Source organism: Muriicola sp. Z0-33 (genome assembly GCF_026126425.1).
Lineage (GTDB): Bacteria > Bacteroidota > Bacteroidia > Flavobacteriales > Flavobacteriaceae > JAFMPW01.
The window spans coordinates 130,050-148,671 of the sequence record NZ_JAFMPW010000009.1 but is presented as its reverse complement, the minus strand read 5'-3'; the positions used below and the strand labels follow the sequence as shown (position 1 = coordinate 148,671).

12 protein-coding genes are annotated in these 18,622 nt (G+C 41.6%); 6 read left to right on the top strand and 6 right to left on the bottom strand.

Annotated elements, in window-relative coordinates:
* Positions 1-7 precede the first annotated feature (7 nt).
* From J1G40_RS13415 to fucP, 3 genes are read left to right on the top strand one after another with little or no spacing between them, the layout of a single operon-like run.
* On the top strand, positions 8-835 hold the full coding sequence (locus J1G40_RS13415) for an amidohydrolase family protein (RefSeq protein ID WP_265243161.1): 828 nt from the start codon (positions 8-10) through the stop codon (positions 833-835).
* Positions 836-844: 9 nt separating this feature from the next.
* On the top strand, positions 845-1,636 hold the full coding sequence (locus J1G40_RS13410; protein WP_265243160.1) for an SDR family oxidoreductase: 792 nt from the start codon (positions 845-847) through the stop codon (positions 1,634-1,636).
* Between the two features lie 23 nt (positions 1,637-1,659).
* Positions 1,660-2,976 carry an L-fucose:H+ symporter permease gene (fucP, locus tag J1G40_RS13405; RefSeq protein ID WP_265243159.1) on the top strand — a complete coding sequence of 439 codons (1,317 nt, stop codon included), beginning with the start codon at positions 1,660-1,662 and terminating at the stop codon, positions 2,974-2,976.
* 71 nt (positions 2,977-3,047) lie between these two features.
* Here fucP and J1G40_RS13400 read toward each other — a convergent pair whose 3' ends face one another.
* The 4 genes from J1G40_RS13400 to J1G40_RS13385 all read right to left on the bottom strand — a co-directional run bounded on the left by J1G40_RS13400 (position 3,048) and on the right by J1G40_RS13385 (position 10,822).
* Positions 3,048-4,568 carry a DUF1501 domain-containing protein gene (locus J1G40_RS13400; protein WP_265243158.1) on the bottom strand — a complete coding sequence of 507 codons (1,521 nt, stop codon included), beginning with the start codon at positions 4,566-4,568 and terminating at the stop codon, positions 3,048-3,050.
* A gap of 21 nt (positions 4,569-4,589) precedes the next feature.
* A complete protein-coding gene (locus J1G40_RS13395; protein ID WP_265243157.1) occupies positions 4,590-7,922 on the bottom strand; it encodes a DUF1553 domain-containing protein in 3,333 nt (1,110 codons plus the stop codon).
* The gene (locus J1G40_RS13390) at positions 7,846-9,159 is read right to left on the bottom strand and encodes a Gfo/Idh/MocA family protein (RefSeq protein ID WP_265243156.1); all 1,314 of its coding nucleotides are present in this window, start codon (positions 9,157-9,159) and stop codon (positions 7,846-7,848) included. The genes J1G40_RS13395 and J1G40_RS13390 overlap by 77 nt, the downstream gene beginning before the upstream one ends.
* Before the next feature lie 166 nt (positions 9,160-9,325).
* Positions 9,326-10,822, bottom strand: a complete 1,497-nt coding sequence (locus tag J1G40_RS13385) for a sulfatase-like hydrolase/transferase (protein WP_265243155.1) — start codon at positions 10,820-10,822, stop codon at positions 9,326-9,328.
* A 361-nt stretch (positions 10,823-11,183) separates the two neighbouring features.
* On the opposite strand from J1G40_RS13385, the gene J1G40_RS13380 reads away from it, so the two are divergent.
* The 3 genes from J1G40_RS13380 to J1G40_RS13370 are packed head-to-tail and all read left to right on the top strand — an operon-like array spanning position 11,184 to position 12,898.
* Positions 11,184-11,561 (top strand): c-type cytochrome, encoded by a 378-nt coding sequence (locus tag J1G40_RS13380; protein WP_265243154.1) that lies wholly within the window; start codon positions 11,184-11,186, stop codon positions 11,559-11,561.
* Between the two features lie 17 nt (positions 11,562-11,578).
* A complete protein-coding gene (locus tag J1G40_RS13375; RefSeq protein WP_265243153.1) occupies positions 11,579-12,436 on the top strand; it encodes a DUF5777 family beta-barrel protein in 858 nt (285 codons plus the stop codon).
* 54 nt (positions 12,437-12,490) lie between these two features.
* Positions 12,491-12,898, top strand: a complete 408-nt coding sequence (locus J1G40_RS13370; RefSeq protein WP_265243152.1) for a c-type cytochrome — start codon at positions 12,491-12,493, stop codon at positions 12,896-12,898.
* 35 nt (positions 12,899-12,933) lie between these two features.
* On the opposite strand, the gene J1G40_RS13365 is transcribed toward J1G40_RS13370, so the two are convergent.
* Together J1G40_RS13365 and J1G40_RS13360 are read right to left on the bottom strand one after the other, a co-directional pair.
* Positions 12,934-14,232 carry a hypothetical protein gene (locus J1G40_RS13365; RefSeq protein WP_265243151.1) on the bottom strand — a complete coding sequence of 433 codons (1,299 nt, stop codon included), beginning with the start codon at positions 14,230-14,232 and terminating at the stop codon, positions 12,934-12,936.
* A 59-nt stretch (positions 14,233-14,291) separates the two neighbouring features.
* Entirely contained in the window at positions 14,292-18,554 is a 4,263-nt protein-coding gene (locus tag J1G40_RS13360) for a PKD domain-containing protein (RefSeq protein WP_265243150.1), read from the bottom strand.
* Positions 18,555-18,622 lie beyond the last annotated feature (68 nt).

Here is an 18,622-nt window from a genome sequence, read left to right as displayed (position 1 = left end):
GTGAATAATGCAAATAGACGCACATCAGCATTTTTGGATCTACAATAGTGATAAACATTCCTGGATTGATGACGATATGGCCATTATTCGGAAAGACTTTTTACCTTCAGATCTTAAGAAAGTTTACAAACAGCATAGTATTGATGGCTGCGTCGCAGTACAGGCCGATCAGACACTTGATGAAACAAATTTTCTCCTTTCGCTTGCATCGGAGCATGAGTTCATTAAAGGTGTTGTTGGGTGGGCAGATCTAAGAGATAGTAGCATAGATGGGACGTTAGAAAAGTATCATCATCAAAAGAAAATCAAAGGATGGCGCCATATTGTGCAAGGAGAGGCAGATCACAATTTTTTATTGCGATCAGACTTTTTAAAAGGAATATCATATCTGGAAAAATACGATTACACCTATGATATCCTGATTTTTCCCCACCAATTAGGGGCTACGTTGGAATTTGTCAGGCATTTTCCTCATCAAAAATTTGTAATAGACCATATAGCTAAACCATATATAAAGGATCAGTACTATGATGGCTGGGCAGTCTTAATGAATGAAATTGGGAAACATGAAAACGTATATTGCAAATTATCCGGTATGATTACTGAAGCGGACTATCAGCATTGGACATCTGAACAAATCTACCCCTATATGGAACTGGCACTCAATGCTTTTGGGGCGGATAGGATAATGTACGGTTCCGATTGGCCCGTTTGTCTGGTAGCTGGAAATTATGGCCAGGTACTCCACTTGGTAACAGGATTCATTGATAGTTTGAGCAGCGATGAAAAGCAGGCGATCATGGGTTTGAATGCAATGAAGTTTTATAATCTTTAATCAGTATTGATGGATTTAGGTTTAAAAGGAAAAGTAGTAATCATAAGCGGCGGTGGTGGAAAAAAGGGTAGTATTGGCGCATGCCTGTTTGAGCATCTTGCAAAAGAAGAGGCTATTCCGGTGATCCTGGACATCAGTGAAAGGGGGCTTAAATATGCAGATGAAATCATCAGTAATGGAGGTGAGGCCCTATTTTGCAAAACAGATGTTACCAGTCCACAAGAAGTGCAGAAAGCCATAGAAGTTATCTCAAAAAAATACGGGAGAATAGATGCAGTTATCAATAATGTTGGTTGCAATGACGGGATTGGACTTGACAATTCATTCGATGAATTTATGGAATCCATAAAACTCAACCTCGCCAGCTATTTTTTGGTGGTCAAATTCGCCCTTCCTCATTTAAAGATGTCTAAAGGAAATATTCTAAACATCGGTTCCAAAGTAGCATTAACCGGCCAGGGAAAAACCTCGGGATATGCGGCAGCCAAAGGTGGAGTTCTGGGGCTGACCCGCGAATGGGCGGTAGACCTTTTAAAGGATGGGATCAGATGTAACGCTGTATTAATTGCAGAAAGTTATACCCCGATGTACGAGGAATGGATCGCTACGCTTAAGAATGGCAAAGAACAACTTGAGGCCATTCAACAAAATATTCCATTGGGAAAGCGGATGACCACTCCGGAGGAAATCGCAAGTGCATGCCTCTTTACTATTTCTGAAAGATCATCCCATACCACAGGGCAGTATATTTTTGTTGATGGCGGGTATGTTCACCTGGACAGGGCTTTGTTAAACAATTAATTAAACCAAAGGCATTTATAAATATGCAAACTACTACATCATCGCCAGTTGTTTCTAAAAAAGTGCTGTTACCTTTTATCCTTATTACCTCTTTGTTTGCACTATGGGGTTTCGCCAATGACATTACCAATCCGATGGTGTCGGCCTTTAAGAAAATACTTGAACTAAATAACACCCAGGCCTCCTGGGTGCAAATGGCATTTTACGGGGGGTATTTTACCATGGCGTTCCCGGCTGCCATGTTCATTAAAAAATATACCTATAAAAAAGGAATCATAGTTGGACTACTATTGTATGCCTCTGGTGCGCTTTTATTTTATCCGGCCGCCTATTATGAGGCATTCGGTTTTTTTCTTGCTGCCTTGTACATTCTTACTTTTGGTCTGGCATTTTTGGAAACTACCGCCAATCCGTTTATCCTGGCGATGGGCGACGAGAAAACTGCTACACGAAGATTAAATCTGGCTCAGGCTTTTAATCCTATAGGAGCGCTTTCGGGTTTATTTATAGCACAAACATTTATCCTTGGTTCCTTACAATCTGATGATCTGGATGTAAATGGGAATCCAATTTACGATACGCTGACAGCCACGGCTAAAACAGCAGTCAGAACTTCCGATTTGATGGTAATCAGAAACCCGTATGTACTTCTCGGCCTGTTTGTATTATTTATGCTCTTGTTAATTGTATTAGTTAAAATGCCCGAGAAAAAAGAAGATCAAAGTGGTACTGTCTCCAATGCTGTTAATAGATTGTTTAAAAGCAAGAAGTTTCTTGAAGGAGTAGTAGCACAAATGTTCTATGTGGGGGCGCAAATAATGTGCTGGACCTACATTTACCAATATGCAGAAACCCTTGGTATAGATAATAGAAGTGCAGTTACCTATGCCTATTGGGCACTGATCCTATTCTTAATTGGCCGATGGATAGGTACATACCTTTTAAAATTTGTTAGCTCAGGCAAATTATTAATGTATTTTGCCCTTGGTGCTATAACATTTACATTGGGAGCTATTTTTATTCAGGGAATGATAGGGCTATACGCCTTGGTGGGGATTTCTCTATGCATGTCTATAATGTTCCCAACCATTTACGGTATAGCCTTGGAAGGAGTTGGAGAAGATGCGAAATTTGGAGCCGCATTCCTTGTCATGGCGATAGTAGGAGGTGCAATTATGCCGGTGTTACAAGGAGCTATTTTAGACTTCGGTGGTTCCGGGTATACAGATATTGAGATTCTAGGGGTACCCGAGGTGAACTTTTCATTTGTTTTGCCATTAATCTGCTTTTTGGTAGTGGCAGTCTATGGCTATAGAACTTTTAAAATCCATAACATTTAGATACATGGAGCATTAAAATAATAGGGCTACATCACTTTTTTGACTTCATTGTGCTGAGGGCACATCCAGGATTACACCAATAAATCATTAACTACATGCCCGTGCACATCTGTAAGTCTGTAGCGCCTTCCCTGGTGCTTAAAGACCAATCTTTCATGATCTATTCCAAACAAGTGTAATAGTGTAGCGTGAAAATCGTGCACATGAACAGGGTCTCTGACCACATTATAACTGAAATCATCTGTCTCTCCATAGCAGAAACCGGCTTTCACTCCCGCTCCGGCCATCCACATCGTGAAAGCCTTGGGATGATGGTCCCTGCCATAGTTATCGGCAGTTAACTGTCCTTGAGAATAGACGGTGCGCCCAAATTCTCCTCCCCAAATCACAAGGGTGTCTTCTAACATCCCTCTTTGTTTTAAGTCTTTTATCAAAGCGGCGTTTGCCTGATCTGTTAGTTTACACTGACTTCTGACACCACCCGGACAACCTATGTGCTGGTCCCAGCCCTGATGGTATAATTGAACGAATTTCACATCTTTCTCCAGTAATTTTCTAGCCATCAGACAGTTAGCAGCATATGTCCCGGGATCTCTGCTGTCCTTGCCGTACATATCAAAAATATAGTCCGGTTCATCGGACATGTCCGTAACTTCGGGAACCGATGTCTGCATTCTAAAGGCCATCTCGTACTGCGCCATTCTTGCATTTATTTCCGGATCTCCATAAGCACTGTATTGCAATTCATTAAGTTTTCCAAGATAGTCTAGCATTCTGCGCCTGTCATTTCCATCATAATTTTGCGGATCACTGAGATACAGCACCGGGTCTTTACCAGATCTGAACTGAACCCCCTGATGTTCTGTAGGTAGGAAGCCATTTCCCCAGAGACGGGAATACAGTGGCTGACCCCCCATATTTTTGGTAATCAAAGTAATAAAGGTGGGTAGATTCTCATTGTCCGAACCCAGACCATAACTTAGCCAGGCCCCGATAGAAGGCCTGCCTGGTAGTTGATTCCCAGTCTGCAGAAATGTAATTGCCGGGTCGTGATTTATGGCATCTGTCTGCATCGATTTAACAAAGCACAGGTCGTCGACAATCTCAGAAGTGTAAGGCATTAATTCACTTACCCAGGCTCGGGATGCTCCGTACTGCTTAAAGTCCATTATAGAAGGTGCAATAGGAAAAGTAGTCTGGCCAGCGCTCATCCCTGTTAATCGTTGTCCCTGACGCACAGAATCCGGAAGGTCCTTGCCGAACATCTGCCTTAACTTAGGTTTATAATCGAACATATCTAATTGAGATGGCCCTCCGCTTTGAAAGAGATACACAATCCTCCTGGCCTTTGGTAAATGATGTGGTAAGCCCGAGATGTTTTTGTTATATTCTGCCAATATGTTATTGGCATTAGCTGCGTCTATTTTACCCTTTACCGCACCATAAACCCTGTCTGTATTCATTAAAGAACTCAATGCAATGGCGCCCAGGCCCATAGAGGTTTTGGTCAGAAAGTTTCTACGACTCAACTGTTTTTCGAGCTGCTGTAAATCTTTATTATCAGATTTTACGACTTCGTGATTATGACACATAACAAATCATTTTTTGAAAACCTATCTTTTAGTAATTGTTGCATCCGAATTTAGAATAGTACTGGCAACTACTGCATTAGCAGCTACAGCAACCCCGTCTGCCTGCTTAGAAATCCTATACATCCCGGAACTTAACCATCCTTCAGTTTTGGACTTGTCAACCTTGAATTTAACTAATTCTTCCTCTCTCAGATTTACAAGCAATTGCAATTCATCAGGAAGAATTGTTCTCCCCGTCAATTTCCTGAATACTGTTGTTATTCCGTCTTTTATGTCGGTATATGCTACCATACTATTCCCTAATGCCCTGGCTGCTTCCACATAAGTGGGGTCATTAAGCATCACCAAAGCTTGTAAAGGTGTATTTGTTTCCTGCCTCCTTACGACACAATACGATCTTTCCGGTGCATCAAATGTCGCAATGGTAGGATGGGGTACAGAACGTTTCCAAATCGTATACATGCTTTTCCTATATAATTTATCTCCTTTGTCTACCTCATAAGCTGCACCGTTAATTTTCCATAAGCCTTTCGGTTGATACGGCTTTACACTTGGTCCTCCAATTTTTTTATTAAGCAATCCTGAAGCTGCCAGTGCATTATTTCTCAGCATTTCACCCGTTAATCTTTTAGATGGCCCTCTGGCTAATAATCTGTTGTACTTATCTTTTTCTTTCTGCTGATCACTTGCCAAAGAACTTTGCTGGTAGGTATTAGACATCACCATTAATTTATGCAAGGCTTTTACATCCCAGCCAGATTCTATAAAGTGTATGGCTAACCAGTCTAGTAATTTTGGATGGGATGGCATTTCGCCCTGGTTCCCAAAATCCTCTGCTGTCCGGACAATCCCCATACCAAAGAGGTGCTGCCAATATCTGTTTACAGCTACCCTGGCCGTTAGCGGATTTTGTCTATGCGTCACCCATTTTGCCAGACCCAATCTGTTTTTTGGCAGACTGTCTGGATATGGAAAAATTTTCTGGGGAGTATTTGGAAACACCTGTTCTCCGTATACATCGTACAAACCACGTTCAAGAATAAATGATGCTCTGGGAATGGCCATTTCCTTCATTACCATTATCTCCTGTACCCTATCCATAGAATCAACTTGCACTTTTTTCAGCTGCTCGAGCCTTGCTTTAGCAGTCTGTAAATTTTTAGATTTATTGGCAAGGAAATAATCACTAATTACATTTACCTCATCCTCAGTAAGTTCTTTATTTGATTTTGTCAACAGCGATGTCAGCTGCTCAGGTCGACTTATCTGCAGCACTTCAAGTTTGCTGAGTTCTTTGTCGAATACCAGGATATCGTCTACTATTGCCCCGCCAATCCCCTTGCCTCTCCACCTGGCACCAATCTGCAAACCAGGATCATTTGGGACATCTGCAACACCATAAGCATTGCTGTTAAAGCTTATATCCTTATAAAGGTTATCTGTCACGGTCTTGGTTGGCAATTGCTGACCATCCATAAATATTTTTAATCCCGATGCCTTACTATTGCCATTATAGGTCATTGTTAACTGCACCCATTTATTCTTGGGCACTTCGGATAAGGAACGGACAATTATTGCATTAGCCGGATGCAAATGTGCCAGAACCAATTCTAATTTATTGTCATTTAAAGCCAGGTGATAACCTCTGAAGTTGTACAATTTAGCTCCCACTCCTTTATGAAATATCACCCCGGATTCCAGCTCTTCTGGCAGATGTATACGAATGCCGATACTAAACGATTGATGCCTCTGAAAATTCCCAATATTATCAAGGTGCAACCAGGCATCGCCGTCCAATTTAAGTCCATTACCATCAAATCCACTGACGAGATTTACCTTTTGATCATTGGCGTATTGCCTCCTTATTCTTCCTTTTTGTGATAAATTGAGCGTATTTCTAAGTTGTCCGGAGTTAAAATCAAAGTTGGCTAATAGTCCGGTAGGCAATATGTCAGGATTAATTTTTTGATAGCCTAAAGTGGAGATCCACTCTTTGATATTTGGCACTTCCGCATCTCCCATTTCCTTGACTTTCTTTTCCTCTTCCCCGATCAATGCTTCAATATATTTGAGAAATTTTTCTTGTTCCTCATTGGGAAGCATAAGATTTGGAGCTGGCATCGAATAATCGAACGAGATCTGACCAGATTCATTTACATTATTAAAAAAACTATACATTTCGTAGTAGTTCTTCTGACTAATCGGATCGTATTTGTGATCATGACATTTTGCACAGGCAACCGTTAAACCCAATAGCCCCTGACCTAATGTATTGGTCCTGTCTGCTACATATTCAGATCTGAATTCTTCGTCAATTATGCCTCCTTCGCCATTTTGGGGATGCAACCTGTTAAATGTGGTTGCAAGTATTTGTTCCTGTGTAGCATCTGGCATCATATCCCCTGCTATCTGCCACTGAATAAATTTATCATAAGGCATATTCTCATTAAAAGCTTTAATCACCCAATCTCTCCAGGGCGAAACATCTCTGTAACGATCTACGGTATACCCATGTGTATCGGCGTAACGGGCAAGATCTAACCAGTCGAAAGTCATTTGTTCCCCATAATGAGGAGAAGCCAGAAGTCGGTCTACTTGTTTTTCGTAAGCATAGGGAGAGTCGTCTGCCAGAAAATTATCCATTTCTTGCAGGTCAGGGGGTAGCCCGGTCAGATCAAATGTCAGCCTTCGGAGTAAGGTTTCTTTATCTGCTTTGTCGTTTGGGATTAATTGCGCGCCCTCTAATTTCGCCAACACAAAATTGTCTATCGGATTGGCCACTTTTTCTTGTAATTCAACTTTGGGAGGAGCATACTTTTCAGGTGCACTAAAAGCCCAATGGTCCTTGTATTCTGCCCCCTCTTCAATCCATTTTATCAACATGGCCTTTTCGTAATTACTCAAAGACAAATGCGCATCTGGTTTAGGCATCTGGTAGTCCGGATCATCAGATAAAATACGTGCAACGGTCTGACTTTTAGCTAAGTTGCCTGGTTTTATAGCATATTCGCCAGGGGAATCCTTTAATTCATCATATGCAAATTCCGGGAGGTGTAATTGGAGACCTGCTTTCACTTTGGCCTTATCGGGTCCGTGGCAGATAAAGCATTTGTCCGATAGTATGGGTTTTACATGTTGGTTAAAATCAATTTCCTCTGGCAGTAGATCATAGGCCATTTGCACATCATCAGGCAATTCGGGCCCTCCACAGCAGACTAAAGTCGCTGTTATAATATAAAATAGCACAATTTTTAATCGCTTTTCCAGATCGTGGGTTTTAATCAAATACTCTATCTTCCCGTTCGCGCAGACGGTTTGCTTCAGCGTCGCCTTTAAAATGTTCTTCCTCAACATCCCATTCTAGTGAACGTCCTAATTGATAGGCAATGTTGGCGATGTTGCAAATGGAGGCAGATCTATGGCCCGTGGTTACATCACAAAGCGGATTCGTGCGGTTTTTGATGGCATCTATCCAATCCTGATAGTGGTTGTCATTAGAATTGTAGAGGCGAGTATCCCTATCTTTCAATTCGACAGAAAGTATATTTGCCGGTGTGGTTTCCAGATAACTTCTGCTCACATCAAGGCTTCCTTCACTTCCAATGAACCGGACTCCCCAGCCGCGGTCAAAATCTTCGTGAATCATTTCGATCCCATTTTTATAGAACATGCGTAAACCCCGAACGGCGTCCTTTTCAGCTGGTGGAATATACCGGACCGGACCGGAATGGTCCATACCCAAGGCCCATTGAGCAATATCAAACATATGGGCACCCCAATCGCAGAGGATCCCTCCTCCAGTTTCCTTAAACTTTCTCCAATCCGGCCAGAAGTTTACATCGTTATTCGCAGGTGCCAATCGATGATTGTAGGCCAATAAGGGTGCAGGCCCGCACCATTTGTTCCAATTTACTTCGGCAGGGACTTCCTCTTCTTGCAGGTTATAATCTATTGCAGGATCCCCTACATTTACCAGAATTTTTTGTATTTCTCCCAGATAACCATTCCGTACAATTTCGCAAGCTCTTCTAAAATTTTCATCAGAGCGTTGCATACTACCCGTCTGAAGTATTTGCCCTGTTTGTTTTACTGTTTTAACCAGATCTATTCCTTCAGCAATTCTATGTGTCAGCGGTTTTTCCAAATAAATGTCCTTACCCTTCTTCATAGCATTAATGGCCATTGTTGCATGCCAATGATCTGGTGTTGCAATCACGACTGCATCTATATCATCCCTGTTGAGTAACTCCTTATATTCGGCATACACCTCAACTCCGTTGTAATCTTTTTGCTTGCGTTGTCTTGCATAAACTGCCTGCACATGTTGCCTAAACCACTGCGTTTTTGTTGTCCAGACATCACAACCCGCAACAATCTGAGCGGTTGTGCGTGAAGCAAATCTGTTGGCCAGACCGGCGCTCTGTTTTCCAAGGCCTATAAATCCAAGATTAATTTTATCGCTTGGAGCCGTATACCCATTACCCATTACATGTCTGGGAATAATAGAAATGGCCCCAAGGCTTAGGGCTGTATTTCGAATAAAACTTCTTCTCCCCTTGTTTGTACCCGGAGTTTTGCTTTGATTATTCATTTTCATCAGGAACTTGGTGTTAGACTTCTAAAGATACTGCTTTAAGCCTGTTAAATCAATCCTTAAAACACATATAAAAATGTTGAATCCTAAGCCATAAGGAATATATCTATAGCAAGATCTTAAGAGGTAGATTATTCAAAGGAAAGAATTGCACTTCCCTCTTTTATGGTTGTATATGTGAGATATCTAACGGATCGTTCAAATCTTTCTGAAGTTGTAATAACTCCATGAATAATTCCCTCCCCATTTCCCTGTACTCCGGAAGCTTGAACAGATCGTTCATCTCGTCCGGATCATTTTCCATATCAAAAAGTAATATTTTATCAATCTTGGGATAGACAATTAACTTAAATCCTTCTTTTCTAATCATTCGCTGGGTGTTTACATACCCTCCATAAATAGCATCGTAATAACTTTTGGTCCGCGTACCGTCTATTAATTTTAGAATACTATTGAAAAAGACATATTGTGGTTTCTCTATACCGGCCAATTCCAGGGCAGTCGCCATGGCATCCTGGAGGTATATGTCTGCAGTTATTTGCTTTCCTTGAGGAATATCTGGTCCGAGTATCATAAATGGTGGACGGATACTGTGATCAAATTGGCTCTGTTTACCCAATAATCCATGTCTTCCTAGTGCCAAACCGTGATCAGCAGTAAAAAATACATAGGTGTTATCCATTTTTCCACTCTTTTCCAATGCTTCCATAATTTTACCTACCTGGGTATCCAGATGAGAAACAATTGCGTAATACTCCTTTAAGTGTGTTTTTATGGCATATGCGGTTCTTGGAAATGGTCCCAGGGCTTCATCCCTAAGATCCGGCCCGTTACCTATGGAATCTTTGTAGGGGTACATAGGTAACCAACTCTTTGGTAAACTGATATCTTCCAGAGGGTATTTATCCAAATATTCCTGGGGTGCCTGTCTTGGATCATGTGGGGCATTGAATGCGAGGTACATAAAGAAAGGACTATCACTGGTCTTGGCCTGATCTATAAATCCAAGGGCATCGTCTTTAAGAACTTCACTCCAGTGTGTGCCTCCTTCCCAAAATCCACCAAATTTCTTATCTGTAGCGGACCAACTGGTATCCTTTTCACTCAAGGGCCGGTTATAACCAATTGCTCTAATTTCACTTTCAGAAGCCCCTTGGTCTGCCAGTTTATTTATGTAAGCTATTCTACCATTATGATTCCAAGAATCACTCGGCATTCCGGGGCGTATATGCACTACATTCTGGAATACACTATCTGCCGGGGCATCTACATGCCATTTGCCAGTCATATAGGTTTGATATCCTCCAGCTTGCATCAATCTGCCCCAGGTTTTGTCCATTTCGTTACCCTGGAGCCAGTTCTTCCGAAAGTTATTAGCGTTCCAGACACTGCGTCCGGATATTATCATTGCTCTGGAAGCCACACATACTGCACCATTCCATGCTCCCATGTTATAGGCATTTGTAAATGTGGTTCCCGCGGCCGCTATACGGTCCAGGTTAGGCGTTTGAACTTCTGAATTGCCAAGGGCATTTACTGCCTTATAGGTAAGGTCATCTGCAAAAATAAAAACAATATTAGGTGGACTTACTTCCTTCTTATTTTCTGTTCTACATCCATAAATAAGCAGGATGATTAATACGACTGCTAGTTTTTTCATAATTGTAAGATACAATTAATCCAAAACGTATCAGCCATTGGTCTTTATCGCAAACAGCTTCCAAATATCCTCTAAATATGATAAATCTCATAAAATAAGAGGTATTTCGGCATTAGTTTTACCATTGATAATTCCCTGTTGAATGAGAGAGTCTAATGCTATGAAATAACAGGGGTAAAATATATTATATAAACCCCATGTAACGTCAAAACGACGTTCAATACGCCATATTCCTTTCCTTAACTATGCTGGCATCCATAATAGAATCATTTTTTAATAACCTAAAACACCTGGAAATTAAACATTTAGGGAATACAAAATTATTAGGCATCATACTTTTCGTAATCTTAACACCTTCTATATGAAAAGGGATTTAGCAAAAATAACCGGCTTAGCAGTCTTTACATTGGCCCTTACATTGTCTGGTTGCTACTATGACAAATTTGAGGAAGAAGACCCTTCGGATCAGGTTTCATTTACGGCAGATATTCAACCCATTTTTAATGCCTATTGTACCTCTTGTCATCCTGTCCTGGTGGCCAACCCAGATCTCAGTTCGGGTAATTCATATAGCAGTATAACCAACGGTATTTATGTTGTTCCCAATGATATAGATGCCAGCACACTATATCAAAGGCTTCTTGGCAATCCCAGTATTATGCCTCCAAGTGGTAGTTTATCAGCCTCAGAAATTAATTCGGTCAAAAGCTGGATAGAGCAAGGAGCCTTAGATAATTAAATTTAAATACAAGAGCTATGCAATATTTCAAAATACTGCTATTTGCATTTTCAATGTCCGTATTTACGGTTGTATCCCAGGAAACCAAAAAAGACACTATTCCGGAAAAGCCGGCGCGGCCTGCTTTTGAAGGATCCTACCTTATCAATAACCCAACCAACGTGCTATTTGCAAAGAAGACGCTGGAAATTCAGATAAAACATAGATTTGGTTTAGTAAATGGAGGCGATAATGATCTTATAGGCATATGGGCGCCATCTAATATTCGCCTGGGATTTTCATATGCAGTTGGAGATAGGTGGACTTTGGGTTTTGGAACTACTAAATTTGATCGTCTTCAGGATTTCAGCTTAAAAATTGCTTTGTTCCGACAAACCCGTTCAAATAAGGTTCCGATAAGTGCGTCGTACTTTGGCAATTTCACCATTGACGCCCGTAAAAAACAGGACCTCAAATTTGATCAGGACAGATTTTCATTTTTTCACCAAATCGTTTTTGCAAAAAGATTCAGCCCGGATTTCTCCCTGATGATTGCGCCTAGTATATCGCACTATAATGTCGTGGAAAGCGATATGAATAACGACCTTTTTGCTATTGCTGCAGGAGCAAGATGCAAGATAACTCCTCAAACGGCAATTACTATGGAGTACAATCATCCCTTTGCCAGCGAGGTGGATGGATTATCGACAGATTATGAACCAAAGGCAGGCTTCGGCATTGGTGTAGAGTTTTCAACTTCGGGTCATGCCTTTCAACTATTTATAACCAACTATAATGCATTGGTCCCCCAAAAAGATATGATGTTTAACCAAAATGATTTTTTTAACGGTGATTTCCTGATTGGATTTAATATCACAAGAGCTTACCGCTTCTAGGCTATGGCCTAGGCAGATGATAAAAATAAAGTTGACAAACTAAAACTATATAGAATGAAGTACATGATTATTCGCAGGCTTACTATTTTGTTAGGTGGTTTTATGTTGCTTTCAATGACCGTTGTTAAGCTAAACCAGGAAACGGTATGGGAAGTACCTGAAGATTATCAAAATTTAGAAAACCCTTATGCTGAAGTTGAAGATGAAGATAGAATTGGACGTATTACCTATTCTAAATACTGCAAAACTTGCCATGGAAGCAAAGGAAAGGGTGATGGGTCTGCAGCCAAATTACTAGAAACACCTGTTGCCGATTTTTCTGCAGATGTTTTCAAAGATCAGACAGACGGCAGTATTTATTACAAGGTGTACACAGGTAGAAATGAAATGCCGGGTTTTGAAAAAATAATCAGGGAAGAGGAGGATCTATGGCTCTTGGTCAATTATATAAAAGACCTTTGAGAAATGCCAGTGATAGATTTTGGAATTCTGGATCTCTATTCCAGTGAACTTATGTATTCCTCTATAAGTTCTACTCCTTCGGCATGTATAACGGTTGTGCCAATTAAGGGCATAAAATACCCTGAGATCTGAGTGGTCATACGGCCTTGTATTGCCACTCTGGTTTCAAAAATATTAGTGTCTTCAAAAGAGGATTCATAACGGAACTCGAAATCATCTCCAAAACTCAAATTGTAAGATCCTCCGGGTTGATGGCAATGAGCACAATTGACATCCAGATACGCTCTTGCACGGTCATCTAAACTAATGGTGTCATCCGACCAGTCTGGCAACACTGGAATTTGAGACACATCTGGTGCTCCCTGCAGTAATTGCATATCCACAAAATGCTGTAACTGATTTTTACCTTTAAAGCTAAAATTCAATGCCCTTGCTTTTGGGCCTACTGGAATGGTACTGCCATTCTTATCATGACACTGAAAACATAATTGTTTAGGAGGCACCTTATAATTGAACATCCTGTTTGTTCCCTGATCATCGATATAATCTACTGGAATAATATGAGCATCTTCATCTAGCAGCGCATCTGTTTGTTCTGCATTCCATAGATAATTCCCTACCATCCAGGTTCCATTCTTTTTAATAAGTATGCGGGTTTCTATGATTTTTTTCCCGAGGGCGGGGTTTCGTTCATCATTCAGATAATAAAATGTTTTTGAAAGGACAGTGTTGTCCGGGAATAATAGCAAACCTTCTCCCTGATAGGTCATTTGTTCTCCTTTGGGCAGGGCAATAGAACGTAATTTATAAGAATAATCAGTAAAAAGGGGGGTGCTCATTTCATATTCATATACCTCATTATTAAATTCAAGATTTGAAAGGTCTCCCTGAAAAATGCGTAGTTCGGACAATTTGGGTAGAAATTCCGGAACCGCAAAGTCTAAATCGTTGACACTTCCCTCATCAAAATACGGGTTGGTGGCATTTGCAAGCTCATCCGAATTACTTATTCCGTCGTTGTCGCAATCCGATGTTGTCCAAAAAATGTTCAGTGCATCATACGCAGTATAATCAGCGTTCTGAACAGGGTCACAAGGATCGTTCTTATTGGTCCCGTTTGCAATCTCCTCACTGTCCAGAATACCGTCGCCATCTGTATCGATATCAATATCTTCATCATTAATTGCCCGTTCATGTGTACAAGAATTTAATCCTATCAGTAAGACGGCTGACATAAGACTTACCACCCTTATTGAGCTAAAATAGCTCGAAGAAAAAAACACCCCTCTTCGAAGTTTTAGGTAGGCAATTACTATTTGTGAAAACAGGATCATAATTAAAATTTTAAATGGCTATTCTGTTTTAATAATTCGATACAATAACAGGCATCTACTTAGTGCTTTACGATTAAACTCATCACGAGCCGATCTCCCTTGTTCATTTCAAATCCAATATAATAAACACCCCCATCGGTCAGTGTAGCAATTGGGATCTCAAATAAACCATGAACAAATACCTCACTTGGACTATACAAGTCGATAAGTCTTCCACTGGAATCATGTAAATAGATCTTTACCACCCTCCTGTCTGCCGGTCCGTTGTCTATTAGTCTAATCTGCGCAACTTCATTTGCCGGGTTTACTATGAGCATTGCATCTATCTCTTTATCTATTTCTTTTTCTGCCTGTGTCTCCACTACAATTATGGTTACAGATGAGGTTGCTGTCAGTCCTTCAATATCCGCTACCGTCAGTGTTACTTCGTAAGTTCCTGCATTGGCAAAAGTATGTGTAGGGTTCTCTTCTGATGAGGTAGCCGAATCATCGCCGAAATCCCAGAGGTAACTTACAACGGCAACATCATCGGTAGAGTTACTTCCAGTAAAAATTACTTCCAGCGGCGCCTCTCCGTTAAGGGGAGATGCGCTCATAACTGCCTGGGGAGCTTCATTCACCGGAGAACCTACTTCTATTGTGATAGTTGTGCTATCGGTTAATCCTTCACCATCTTCCACCGTTAGTTCTACAATATAAGTACCTGCTACCCCAAAGGTGTGGGCCGGGTTGGCTGTTGTTGAAATTGGAGAACCGTCTTTAAAGTCCCATTGATAACTTACTACAGCCACATCATCTGTAGAACCGTCACCCGTAAAGGAAACTACTAATGGCACTGTGCCACTTGTGGGCAATGCACTGGCTATTGCCACCGGGGCTTCGTTTACTATATCATTTGCATTAATGGTAATGGAAGTAGTATCGGTCAGCCCTTCCCCATCTTCTACCGTTAGTTCTACCATATACGTATTAGCTACGGTAAATGTATGTACGGGATTTGCCAAGGTTGAAACAGGTGAGCCATCTTTAAAATCCCATAAATAAGATACGACAGCAACATCATCTGTAGAATTGCTCCCGGTAAAGGTAACTTCCAAAGGAATTATCCCAGTTGTTGGTACTGCACTGGCCATTGCCACCGGAGGTGCATTGCTACTATTTCCAATTACCTCTATGGCCGATATCTTGGGCTGATTTACACCACCATCTGCAGCAAGAGCCGAAAAGTGTATATTGAGCTCGCCATCTGTAATATTGGTGTCAAAAGACTTGGAAACGGTTGTTTCCGGGCCTACATCCGCATTTATGTCATAATTGTCTAACACCAGAGCATTTTCAATACGAACATCGAAAATCCTATTACCAATGCCTCCCGGACCACTTCCGGTTGCTCCCCAGTATATTTCGGCAAAATGAAGGATTATAGTATAATCACCATTAGTGACCGGAATTTCATAATCGAAAGTTGGGGGCGAAGCAGTACGTTCGGTTTGGAACAATACTGGTACCTGGGCATTTGAATTGCTAAAAGGAACACCTCCCTGGAAAAGCTGATCGGCGGAAAACAATTTGCCTGCATGCATAATCTCCGGACCACCCGCATTAATTCTTAACGAAAAATTCTCGGCCGAAGGAATAACATTTAAATAATCCCATGTGCCTTCCAATTCTACTCCCGGGGTATTTGAAGTCCCGATAAAGCCAACGGCCAGATCGGAATTGGCTTGCTGAAGCGCATTCAATATAGCCGCCTGGGCATTAATAAAACCTATGCTGGCAGGTGATGCACCATCAGCAGCGTACTGTAGCTCTACCTCTCCGTTGGAAGGATCAATTTCAAAATAAAAAATGATGTCGGTCGAAGGCTTGTCTGGCAATGCAATTGGAAAATTTACAGGCGTTTGAGGCACATCATTTATTTCTTGTAAAGCTGTTAATCCGGCAGTGGTTACAACAAATTTAATATAGTTACTTTGCGTGCCATCCCCAATAAAAAAGCCCAATTCACCACCAATTGCAGCGGTATGGTCATAGAGTCTCAAGGGGCCATGAAGATTTAAAAGTTTACCAGAGACTGTAAAAGATGATGAATTCTGATCTACCTGCACTCCATATTGAAACCCTTTTTCCTGGGTATTGCTACCACCCATTGCCGTACCAGAGGTCATTTGTAAAGTCATAAGTCCGGCTACTCCGTCTATTACATCGTCCGGATTTGGGCCCTGTCCTGTATCGTCTATCCAATTCAGCCAATTTGGATTTGCCGCTCCATTATTCATTAAACCTGTAAGGCCAACACCATAAATACCTCCTAATCCCTGGGCATTATCAAACAAATTATTGCTTACAGGTAATACAAAAGCATCACTACCGGCAGTAGTGGGATCTCCCAATTGAAACGGATCGCTTGCATCTGGTATCCCATCAGCATCATCATCGGCATCATTTAGATCAGAGACTAATGTTCCTCCAACAGCCTTATCAAAATCATTAGGTTGCGACAGAGGGCTGCAATGATCGGTTCCGTTATCCACTTCATCCTGATTGGTATAACCATCACCGTCATAATCCGCATTGGCATCATATCCGGATTCGCCCGGATTGATACAGCTTTCAAAATCTCCTGGTTCAAAAACGACGATTTTCCCGTTAAGGGTACCAATCCATATGGTCCCTGGAAAGATTTCAGTGTCACTGTTACAACTTACACCCAACGCATTTCCCCCAATATTAGTTAGAAAATTAGATGTTAGTTGCTGTAATGAACCGTTGGGATTAAGTTCTACTCTCCTTAAAATACCATTATTATGGCCTGCCAAGAGATCTCCTTGCATGGCACCTCCAAAATTTGATGCGGTATATTCGTCTATCCCATTGGTATTTGTTCCCCATGTGGTAATTGGGTTATCATCAGGACCATCCGGATTAGACATGCCCGGACCACGCCAGTCGCCCTCTACACTATTTGCAGTGGTTACCGGGGGCCAGTTTGCTGGCAGCGCTATCGCTGCATTGGTCGTAGACCCGGGGGTACTTCCATCCGGATCATATACCATGGTTCTAAAGACCGCTCCTGCAGTACCAAGCAGGTTGGGTGCTGTATATAGTCCGGCACCATTTGGATTAGCTCTTGTAGGGTTGGGATGACCGGCATAGAAACTTCCAAAAGTATAGTTCTGTATGTTATTAGTGACTAATTCCAGATGGTCAACATTGTTAACCATTTCACCATCTGCAGTTGGATTGCTGCTGCCAGGTTCATTGGAATCGTAGGCGTTTGTGGCACTACCTCCTCCCTCGTTTACCGGGAACCCTCCCCAGCCGACATTTGCTCCATTATCAGTAACATATACTGCACCACTTTGGGTAACCACCAGGTCGTAGGCGTTTCTATAGCCAGGCGAGAATATTTGCACCGGTCCGCCAGGCACAATCATTGCCTGATTAAGTCCGTCATTTCCTCCAAAAGGATCATTGATATCTATTCCATTATATGAAGGGTTATCCGGGTCTGTAATTCCATTTACATTGGCTCTCGAAGGATCGTCAAGGGTGGGCAGATCATATATGTATTTTCTACCATTGCCATCTGTTTTTATGGCCATTGCGTTGAGTAAGTCCAAATTAACCGAGAGTACGGCGCCAGAAAGGGCATATTCACAGGTATATACAAAATTAGTGCCGGGGCCACCCGCGTTGGTAATACCTCCGGAGGCGACAATTAGGTAATCAACACCATTAACGGTAACAAATTCGAGGCCGTTGGTGGCATGGTTCTCTTCGGATCGGGGTAACCCTCTAACAAGGTCTACCGTCTCCCATGAAGTGCCATTCCAGCTTATACGGGTGATAATACCAGAATTGGTGTCAAGATCCAGATCGCCATTACCTCCACCAAAACCAGAACCAATCCGGAAATCACTGGAAGTGACATAAATCACAGGATTGGCGGCCGTACCGCCTACCGTAATCCCGGTAGTTTCTCTTTGCGTTTCAGCATTATTGACAGTACCATCATCGTCATGATTTACGATATCTGTCACAGATGAAAGTTGTTCAATATTGGTAACCACGTAATCCGAAGCACCGTTTCTATCTATTGTCAGTATTTTTATGGTCCCGGGATATTCTGCAACATACAAACGCCCATCCGGTCCGTACATTAATGAAGTGACACCAGAGGAAACATTTCCCTGACCATTAAAATCCAAATCGCTTTTGGCAAAGTTTACCTGTGCGTTAAGACTAGTGGATACTCCTGTTATTAAAAACAAGGCTAATCCGACAATTTTTCTAAGGAAAGGGGGGTGCAAAGTGATCATAATTCTTAAAGTAAATACAGCAATTTTAATTTTAGAACAAACAGGCCTAAACCCCAATTAACAAAGAT